8 protein-coding genes are annotated in these 9,415 nt (G+C 61.8%); 4 read left to right on the forward strand and 4 right to left on the reverse strand.

Annotated features, from left to right (window positions below; translation table 11 throughout):
* On the reverse strand, positions 1 to 476 hold a 476-nt coding region (locus QZ522_RS15075), incomplete at its 3' end, for a 2Fe-2S iron-sulfur cluster-binding protein (protein ID WP_294613339.1).
* 160 nt (positions 477 to 636) lie between these two features.
* Here QZ522_RS15075 and dnaE point away from each other — a divergent pair.
* A complete protein-coding gene (gene dnaE / locus QZ522_RS15080; RefSeq protein WP_294613341.1) occupies positions 637 to 4,137 on the forward strand; it encodes a DNA polymerase III subunit alpha in 3,501 nt (1,166 codons plus the stop codon).
* Positions 4,138 to 4,197: 60 nt separating this feature from the next.
* On the opposite strand, the gene QZ522_RS15085 is transcribed toward dnaE, so the two are convergent.
* Positions 4,198 to 4,392, reverse strand: coding sequence for a SlyX family protein (locus QZ522_RS15085; RefSeq protein ID WP_294613344.1), 195 nt, complete (start codon positions 4,390 to 4,392; stop codon positions 4,198 to 4,200).
* Between the two features lie 111 nt (positions 4,393 to 4,503).
* Here QZ522_RS15085 and hisS point away from each other — a divergent pair, with 111 nt between their 5' ends.
* Genes hisS through hisG form a run of 3 tightly spaced genes read left to right on the forward strand, consistent with a single transcriptional unit; the run spans position 4,504 to position 7,753 of the window.
* A complete protein-coding gene (hisS, locus tag QZ522_RS15090; RefSeq protein ID WP_294613347.1) occupies positions 4,504 to 5,976 on the forward strand; it encodes a histidine--tRNA ligase in 1,473 nt (490 codons plus the stop codon).
* Entirely contained in the window at positions 5,976 to 7,061 is a 1,086-nt protein-coding gene (locus tag QZ522_RS15095; protein ID WP_294613350.1) for an ATP phosphoribosyltransferase regulatory subunit, read from the forward strand. Before hisS ends, QZ522_RS15095 begins: the two co-directional genes overlap by 1 nt.
* Entirely contained in the window at positions 7,058 to 7,753 is a 696-nt protein-coding gene (gene hisG / locus QZ522_RS15100; protein WP_294613353.1) for an ATP phosphoribosyltransferase, read from the forward strand. Before QZ522_RS15095 ends, hisG begins: the two co-directional genes overlap by 4 nt.
* Before the next feature lie 82 nt (positions 7,754 to 7,835).
* On the opposite strand, the gene QZ522_RS15105 is transcribed toward hisG, so the two are convergent.
* Positions 7,836 to 8,423: a porin family protein gene (locus QZ522_RS15105; protein ID WP_294613359.1), complete on the reverse strand. Its 588-nt coding sequence runs from the start codon at positions 8,421 to 8,423 to the stop codon at positions 7,836 to 7,838.
* 318 nt (positions 8,424 to 8,741) lie between these two features.
* A complete protein-coding gene (locus QZ522_RS15110; RefSeq protein ID WP_294613356.1) occupies positions 8,742 to 9,383 on the reverse strand; it encodes a porin family protein in 642 nt (213 codons plus the stop codon).
* Positions 9,384 to 9,415: the final 32 nt, after the last annotated feature.

The following is a 9,415-nucleotide window of genomic DNA, read 5'->3' on the forward strand; positions in this document are numbered from 1 at the left end:
ACGGGTTGCTCCGCCGCCGCTTCGGCAGCGCCAACCATCGACGCATAGCCGGTGCAGCGACAGAGGTTCCCGGCCAATTGCACATCATGATCCGTCGCGCCGTTCTTATGGGCGGTGACCATCGACATAACAAAGCCCGGCGTGCAAAATCCGCATTGGCTGCCGTGGTGGTCGATCAGCGCCTGCTGCACCGGATGCAGATTGCCGTTTTCGCCGCGCAGATGCTCGATGGTGACCACATGGGTGCCGTGCAGGCTGCCCATGAAGCGGATGCAGGCGGTCACCGAGTCATAGACGATCTCCTCGCCCATCAGCCGCCCGACCAGCACGGTGCAGGCGCCGCAATCGCCCTCGTTGCAGCCCTCCTTGGTGCCGGTAAGTCCGCGTGTTTCGCGCAGCCAGTCAAGCAGGGTCCGGGTCGGCTCTGCCTCGGGCAGGGCCACAGTCTCTCCGTTGAGAAGAAACGTGATGTTCATTGTGAAAACCCGCCGCCTTACCCATACCTGCCCTGAACGTGCCTGACCTTCGATGCGGCGTAGAAGGCGGCGGGCTTGACTGATGCAAGATCATGAAAGCGGTGAAAATGGCCTTTGGCAAGTCTTTTGTTTGCCGCGCCGCACGGCTAGTGTCGCCGTTATGACAGCTGATCCCCGATTCATTCATTTGCGCGTTCACACCGAGTATTCCCTGTTGGAAGGCGCTGTACGGCTCAAGAAACTTGCGGGCCTTTGTACGGCGGCGGGCATGCCTGCGGTGGCGGTGACCGACACCAACAACATGTTCGCAGCGCTGGAGTTTTCGGTGACCGCAAGCGGGGCGGGCATTCAGCCGATCATGGGGTGTCAGGTCGATGTCGCATATGTCGCGGCGACACCGGGCGAGCGCGCCAAGCCGCCCGCGCCGGTGGTTTTGCTGGCGCAGAACGAACGCGGTTATGAAAACCTGATGAAGCTCAATTCCTGCCTTTACCTGCGCGACGACGGGGAATTGCCGCATGTCACGGTCTCTGATCTGGCCGAGCATGGCGAGGGGGTGATCTGCCTGACCGGCGGGCCGGATGGCCCGGTGGGGCGCCTGCTGCGCGGCGCACAGCGCCCGGCGGCAGAGGCCTTGATGGGGCAGCTCAAGGAGATCTATGGCGACCGGCTTTATGTCGAATTACAGCGTTACCCCGGCGAGGGCGGTGCGCCCGAGGCCGAGCGGCTTAGCGAGCGCGGGCTGATCGAGATGGCCTATGGCATGGACATCCCGCTGGTGGCGACCAATGACGTCTATTTCCCCAAATCCGAAATGTATGAGGCGCATGATGCGATGCTTTGCGTGGCCGATGGTGCCTATGTCGACCAGAGCCAGCCGCGCCGCCGCCTGACGCCGCAGCATTACTTCAAGACGCCGCAGGAAATGGTGACGCTGTTTGCCGATCTGCCCGAAGCGTTGGAAAACACCGTCGAGATCGCCAGGCGCTGTGCCTTTGGCACCTATCGCCGCGATCCGATCCTGCCGAAATTCGCTGATAACGAGGTCGAGGAACTGCGGCGTCAGGCGATCGCCGGGCTTGAGGCGCGTCTTGCCGTGATCCCGCATGCGGCCTCGGTCGAGGACTATCGGGCGCGGCTTGATTTCGAGCTTGGCATTATCGAGGGCATGGGCTTTCCGGGGTATTTCCTGATCGTTGCCGATTTCATCAAATGGGCCAAGGACAATGATATTCCGGTAGGGCCGGGGCGTGGATCGGGGGCTGGTAGCCTTGTGGCCTATGCGCTGACGATCACCGACCTTGATCCGTTGCGCTATAGCCTTCTGTTCGAGCGGTTCCTGAACCCCGAGCGGGTTTCGATGCCGGACTTTGACATCGACTTTTGCATGGATCGCCGAGAAGAGGTGATCCAATACGTGCAGGCGAAATACGGGCGCGACAAGGTGGGGCAGATCATCACCTTTGGTGCGCTTTTGTCCAAGGCGGCGGTGCGCGATATCGGCCGGGTTTTGCAGATGCCCTATGGCCAGGTGGATCGCCTGTCCAAGATGATTCCGGTCGAGGGTGTGAAACCTGTCAGTATCGAACAGGCGCTGGCCCAGGAAGAGCGGCTGCGCGAAGAGGCCAAGAACGAAGAGGTGGTCGACCGCCTTTTGAAATACGGCATGCAGGTCGAGGGGCTGTTGCGCAATGCCTCGACCCATGCGGCGGGCGTGGTGATCGGGGACCGGCCATTGAACGCGCTGGTGCCGCTTTACCGCGATCCGCGATCCGATATGCCCGCGACGCAGTTCAACATGAAATGGGTGGAACAGGCGGGCCTCGTCAAGTTCGACTTTCTTGGGCTGAAAACCCTGACCGTCATTCAGAACGCGATCGAGCAGATTCACGCAGGCGGGCGTGATCTTCATGTCGCCGCCGATGGCAGCACAATCTACGAGCCGATCAAGGGCGCGGAAAACGACATCGGGCAGATCCCGCTTGATGACGAAAAGACCTATGACCTTTATGCGCGCGCCAAGACGGTTGCGGTGTTCCAGGTTGAAAGCTCGGGGATGATGGATGCCCTCAAGCGGATGAAACCCACCTGCATCGAGGATATCGTGGCGCTTGTGGCGCTTTATCGTCCCGGCCCGATGGAGAACATCCCGACCTATTGCGAAGTCAAGAACGGGCTGCGCGAGATCGAGAGCGTGCATCCGCTGATCGACAGCATCCTTGAGGAAACCCAAGGCATCATCGTCTACCAGGAACAGGTGATGCAGATCGCGCAGGTCATGGCGGGCTATAGCCTTGGCGGCGCCGACCTGTTGCGCCGTGCCATGGGTAAAAAGATCAAAGAGGCGATGGATGCCGAGCGGCCCAAGTTTGAAAAGGGTGCCGCCGAAAACGGGGTTGAAAAGAAGAAGGCGAGCGAGGTTTTCGACCTTCTGGAAAAGTTTGCCAACTACGGTTTCAACAAATCCCACGCTGCCGCCTATGCTGTGGTCAGCTATCAGACCGCATGGCTCAAGGCCAATCATCCGGTCGAATTCATGGCCGGGGTGATGAATTGCGATATTCACCTCACTGACAAGCTGGCGGTTTACTTTGAAGAGGTCAAAAAGGGGCTGCGCCTTGACTGGGTGCCGCCCTGTGTCAACCGTTCCGAGGCGACCTTCGTGGTGCGTGACGGCGCATTGCATTATGCGCTGGGCGGGCTCAAGAATGTCGGTGTAGAGGCGATGAAGCTTATCGTGCAGGGGCGCGGGGACAAACCCTTTGCCACGCTTTACGATTTCGCCCGCCGGGTGGATCTCAAGCGGGTCGGCAAACGCCCGCTTGAGATGCTGGCGCGGGCCGGGGCGTTTGACGTTCTTGATCGCAACCGCCGCCGTGTGTTCGACAGCCTTGAGGGGCTGGTGAATTATTCCGCTGCGATCCACGATCAGAAAAACTCCAACCAGGTCTCGCTGTTCGGTGAGGCAGGTGACGATCTGCCCGAACCGCGGATGAGCCCGCTTGAGGATTGGTTGCCCGCAGAGCGGCTGACCGAAGAATTCAAGGCGGTCGGCTTTTATCTTTCGGGGCATCCGCTTGACGACTATATGACCGTGCTCAAGCGCAAGGAGGTCAAAACCCTCGACGAGGTGATGGCGCGGGCGCAGGGCGGGCCGTGTCTTGTCAAGATGGCCGGGGTCGTGGCCGGGCGGCAGGAACGCAAATCGGCGCGCGGCAACCGTTTTGCCTTTGCACAGCTGTCCGACACCACCGGTGGTTACGAGGTAACGCTGTTTTCGGAAGCGCTTGAGAAATCACGCGAATTTCTGGAAACCGGCGCGCAGGTGGTGATCACCGCCGAAGCGACGCTGGAATCCGACCAGCTCAAGCTTTTGTGCCGCAATGTCCAGCCGATTGACGGGATGGTGGCCGATGCCGGGGCTGTGGGCCTGCGGATATTCATAGATCAGCCGGGGGTGATCGCCTCGGTCGCCTCGGTGCTCGACAATGCGGCGCGCACCGTCAAGGCGGGCGGGCGCGGGCCAATCCATTTCTGCCTGATGGGGCAGGGGTTGCCCGGCGAGGTCGAGGTCGACAGCGGACAGGAATATCCCGTCACCCCGCAAATCAAGGGCGCGATCAAAAGCCTAAGCGGTGTTGTCACGGTCGAGGAAATCTGACGCCTTCACCGGGTCACGCCGGATCCGGTCGGGGCGGATGCGCGCATGGCGATATGCCTGTCAGTAATGCGGCGGGCGCTCGTCGCCGAGAAAGACACCGCCATCGTCTTCGGGCGTGCGGGCGGCTTCGCGCTCGATCATCATCTGAAGGCGGGCGGCGAGGTTGGCAATCTCGCGATCCTGGCGGGCGACAACGTCCGACAGGTCATCAACGGTGCGCGTCAGATGCGCGATTTTCTCTTCGAGTTCGGTCATTCCCCCGCTCTAGCGGCGCGGGCGCATCCGGTCAACTGCCCACGCCCCGCTTGCCCCCGCGCGGCCCTTGGGCTAGACCGCGCCACGACAGCACCCGCAAGGACCAGAGCCATGGCCAAGCCCAAGAAACAGCCCCGCCCCAAGGCCGAAACGCCGAAAGGCTTTCGTGATTATTTCGGCGCAGAAGTGAGCGAACGCACCGCCATGCTGCGCCAGATTGCCGGGGTCTATCATCGTTACGGGTTTGACGCGCTGGAAAGCAGCGCGGTGGAAACCGTCGAGGCGCTTGGCAAGTTCCTGCCGGATGTGGACCGCCCCAACGAGGGCGTCTTTGCATGGCAGGACGAGGACGAGAAATGGCTTGCGCTGCGCTATGATCTGACGGCGCCGCTGGCGCGGGTCTACGCCCAGCACCGCAACGATCTACCGACGCCCTACCGACGCTATGCGATGGGGCCGGTCTGGCGCAATGAAAAGCCGGGGCCGGGGCGGTTTCGCCAGTTCTATCAATGCGATGCGGATACTGTTGGCACCGCGTCCATGGCCGCCGATGCCGAGATCTGCGCCATGCTTGCCGATTGCCTTGAAGAGGTCGGCATCCCGCGCGGCGACTATGTGGTGCGGGTGAATAACCGGAAGGTTCTGAACGGGGTGCTTGAGGCGACCGGCGTCACGGACCCCGAGCAGCAGGCCGCCGTCCTTCGCACCATCGACAAGTTCGACAAGGTGGGCGAGTCTGGCGTGCGGGAATTGCTTGGCAAGGGGCGGCTTGATGCCTCGGGGGCCTATATCGACGGGGTGGGGCTGTCTGACGAACAGGCCGCGCCGGTTCTGGCGTTTCTCACATCGAAAGGCGGCGACACTGCCGCGACACTCAGCAACCTGCGCGCTGCTGTCGGTGGATCGGATGTGGGCACCGCAGGGGTGGGCGAACTCGAAGAAATCGCCACCCTGCTCGCCGCCCAGGGCTACGGCCCCGACCGGATCGTGATCGACCCTTCTGTCGTGCGCGGGCTTGGCTATTACACCGGGCCGGTGTTCGAGGCCGAATTGACCTTTGAAATCCTTGACGAAAAAGGCCGCCCCCGACAGTTCGGGTCGGTCGCGGGGGGCGGGCGCTATGACGATCTTGTCAAGCGCTTCACCGGTCAGGAAGTGCCCGCGACGGGCGTCAGTATCGGCGTTGACCGCCTGTTGGCGGCGCTGCATGCCAAGGGACGGTTGCAGGCAAAGGCAGAGGGGCCGGTGGTCGTTACCGTGATGGATCGCGATCGCATGGCCGATTATCAGGCAATGGTCGGCGAATTGCGCGCGGCGGGCATTCGTGCCGAGGTCTATCTTGGCAATCCCAAGAACTTCGGCAACCAGTTGAAATACGCCGACAAGCGCAACAGCCCGGTTGCCGTGATCGAGGGCGGCGACGAAAACGCCAAGGGCGTGGTGCAGATCAAGGACCTGATCCTTGGTGCGCAGATCGCGGAAAACGCCACCCTAGAAGAATGGAAAGAACGGCCGAGCCAGTTCGAGGTGCCCCGCGCGCAGCTTGTCGAAAAGGTGCGCGAGATTCTGGGTGGGCAGGGCTGATGCCGAACCGTGCCGCCATCCGCGCCGAGGCCGATCGTCTGCGCCGCCTGTTTGAACAGGCGGGCGCGCTTCCGGTCGAAACCTCGGTTCTGCAACCCGCTGAAGCGCTGCTTGACCTTTACGGAGAAGACATCCGCGCGCGCGCCTATGTGACTTCGGATGCGCTTCGGGGCGAGCAGATGCTGCGCCCCGATTTCACCGTGCCGGTGGTTCAGATGCATATGGAACATGGCGCGGAACCTGCGCGCTATACCTATTCCGGCGCGGTATTTCGCCGTCAGGAGCACGATGCGTCGCGCAGCAATGAATATACCCAGGTCGGTTTCGAGATTTTCGAGCGCGTCGCCCCCGAGGCCTCGGATGCCGAGGTGTTCGCGCTGTTCTTCGATATCCTGCGCCCGCTTGGCCTTAAGGCGGCGACGGGCGATATCGGCATCCTCATGGCGGCGGTTGACGGATTGCAGACCACCGACCGGCGCAAGGCGGCGCTTCGGCGCCACATCTGGCGGCCCCGCCGGTTTCGCGCGCTGATCGACCGCTTTTCGGGGCGCGCGCCGGTGCCCGAGACCCGCAAGGCGCTTTTGGCGGCGGACGACCCGATGGCGATGGCGGGCGCGATGATCGGGCTGCGTGGGCCGGATGAAATCGCGGCCCGGATCAGGGCGCTGCGTGAAGACGAGGCGACGCCGCCGATATCAGGCGCCGAGGTTGCCTTGATCGAAGCCATCCTGGCGGTGCGTGAAACCTGCACCTATGCGCTTGAACGGTTGCGCGACATTGCGGTCGACATGCCTGCGATCCTTCCCGCCGTTGACCGGCTTGCCGCCCGGCTTGACGCGATGGCGGCGCGCGGGATCGACGTGACGACGCTTGATTTCGAGGCCAGCTTTGGACGCACGCAGATGGAGTATTACGACGGGTTCGTGTTTGGCTTTTCCTGCGAGAACCGCCCCGACCTGCCGCTTGTGGCCAGCGGCGGGCGCTATGATGCGCTGACCCGGCAATTGGGCCGTGGACGCGAAATACCGGCGGTGGGCGGGGTGATCCGTCCGGGGCTGGTGCTTGGCCTGGAGGATGGTCAATGAGCGTGAAACTGGGGGTGCCGTCCAAGGGGCGGCTGATGGATAAAACCTTTGACTGGTTTGCCAAACGCGGCATCACATTGGGGCGCTCGGGATCAGATCGCGAATATGCGGGCTTTGTTCAGGGTATTGATAACGTTGAGCTTGTCCTGCTGTCGGCGGGCGAAATCCCGCGAGAGCTTGTCGCCGGGCGCATTCATCTTGGCGTGACGGGCACCGATCTTGTGCGCGAAAAGCTTGGCCAATGGGAAAACCGCGTCAGGGAGTTGGCCGAACTTGGGTTCGGCCAGGCCGATCTTGTGCTGGCGGTGCCGATGTGTTGGGTAGATGTCAGCACGCTCGACGATCTGGACGCGGCGGCGGCGGCGTTCCGGCTCAAGCATGGGTTCCGGATGCGGATTGCCACGAAATACCACCGCCTTGTGCGCGATTTCCTGCGCGAAAACGGCGTTGCCGATTATCAGCTGATGGATAGTCAGGGCGCGACCGAGGGTACGGTCAAGAACGAGACGGCCGAGGCGATTGCCGATATCACCTCAAGTGGCGATACGCTTCGGGCGAACCATCTCAAGATCCTGGAGGACGGCTTGATGCTCAAGTCACAGGCGACGCTGTTCAAATCGCGCGTCGCCCCGATGGAGGTGGAGGACCGCCGCACGCTTGATACGCTCAAGGGGCGGCTCGGTCTCGATTGATCCGTCCCTTCGCGGGCATATGACAGGCAAACGGGCGGCCAGAGGGCCGCCCGTTGTCGTTGGATCGCAAGGCTTGCGCGGATCAGAAGCGGAACGTGGCCCGCGCCTGAACGGTGGTCGCATCGACGTCGGTATTCGCGGTGCCGAAACTGTCGAACTGGCGATACAGAAGCTCGCCACCGACCGAGATATTCTGGGTGACCATGTGCTCGTAACCGGCGCCGACGAAATAGCCGTCATCGTCGCCTACACTGTCCGTATCGGCCCAGGCATAGCCACCGGTGCCGTAAAGCAGGCCATTGCCGATCTTGTAACCGCCACGCAGTTTCGCGCGAAAGACATTCTCGACGCTTATGCCGGGCGCGAGGTCGATATCGGCCCAATCATAATCAAGGCCGCCACCGACAACCCAGTTGTTGCCAAGGTCATAGTCATAGCCAAGCACGAGACCACCGATCAGGCCATCACCGTCAACGCCCGGCAGGTCGGTATCGACATTGCCATAACCAAGCTGGCCACCGGCATAGAAGCCGGTCCAGTTGGGGGTGGCCGGGGCGACGGGAACGGCGGTTTCGATAACCGGATCAGGCGCCGGTGCCGCAGCCGAGCCAGCGAATGCGGGGGCGGCCATAAGGGCGGTAACGGTTGCCAGCGCTGTTGTTGTCTTCATCATGTCATGCTCCTTTCGGAATATAGTGATCGCCGCAGGCGCATTGAATTGAGATGGATGCGCCAAGGGCACGGTATTGCCGTACACGATCATATTGGTTCGAGATTGATATGGGACAAGACTGCGGGAATATTTGGACACTCACACCGATGTGATCGGCGGCTCAACGCTTAAAAAGCGGGGGGTCCGGCGGGTTCTTGCGGGGGGCTGTTGCCGTGTCGCAACGGTTGGCCCGTAAATAGGGCCTTGGGCCTTGTCGAAACAAGCGGGCGGGCATGCCCGAGGGTATATGCCCGCCTCGGCTGCGCCAAACCGCGATTAAAAACGGAACGTGGCGCGCAGCTGAACTGTGGTGGCCTCAATGTCGGTGCCGGTCGAGTTGAAGTTGTCAAACTCGTGATAGAGCACCTCGCCGCCCAGCGAAAAACTGTCGCTGATCATATAGTCATAGCCGCCACCGATGAACCAGCCATCGTCATCGCCGCGATTGTTGGTGTCTGCATTGGCATAGCCGCCTGTGCCATAAAGCAGGCCCTTGCCGATCTTGTAGCCACCACGCAGTTTGAGGCGGAAGATTTCCTCGACCGTGGTGGTGCCCCCCGCATCGAGGTCGGCAAAGTCGTAATCAATGCCGCCGCCAAGAACCCACTGGCCGAAATCATAATCATAGCCAAGCACAAGACCGCCGATGACGTCGTCATCACTGTTCGAGATGTTGGTGTCGAGGTTGGCAAAGCCAATCTGCCCGCCGGCATAAAAGCCGGTCCAGTTGGCGGTGCCGCTTAGCGTGGCGCGGCTATGAGTTGACAGGGTCGGGGTGGTGGCATCTGTCGGTCCGTCGAACTGGATCAGGGTGGGCGCTGCAAATGGCGACTGGGGCGTGGTGTCGGCCGTTTCTGCGAGTGCGGGTGTGGAGAGTGTCACAAGCGCGGTCGCGAGAATGGAAATCGGTGATCGCATTGGTCTGTCCTTTCTTGATTATCCTCGTTGCT

Origin of the sequence: uncultured Roseovarius sp. (genome assembly GCF_913054395.1) — a bacterium.
Taxonomy (GTDB): Bacteria; Pseudomonadota; Alphaproteobacteria; order Rhodobacterales; family Rhodobacteraceae; genus Roseovarius.

Coding starts and splice junctions, on each gene's coding strand:
- dnaE (WP_294613341.1), top strand. CDS start 637: ATGACAGCTGATCCCCGATTCATTCATTTGCGCGTTCACACCGAGTAT.
- QZ522_RS15085 (WP_294613344.1), bottom strand. CDS start 4,392: ATGACCGAACTCGAAGAGAAAATCGCGCATCTGACGCGCACCGTTGAT.
- hisS (WP_294613347.1), top strand. CDS start 4,504: ATGGCCAAGCCCAAGAAACAGCCCCGCCCCAAGGCCGAAACGCCGAAA.
- QZ522_RS15095 (WP_294613350.1), top strand. CDS start 5,976: ATGCCGAACCGTGCCGCCATCCGCGCCGAGGCCGATCGTCTGCGCCGC.
- hisG (WP_294613353.1), top strand. CDS start 7,058: ATGAGCGTGAAACTGGGGGTGCCGTCCAAGGGGCGGCTGATGGATAAA.
- QZ522_RS15105 (WP_294613359.1), bottom strand. CDS start 8,423: ATGAAGACAACAACAGCGCTGGCAACCGTTACCGCCCTTATGGCCGCC.
- QZ522_RS15110 (WP_294613356.1), bottom strand. CDS start 9,383: ATGCGATCACCGATTTCCATTCTCGCGACCGCGCTTGTGACACTCTCC.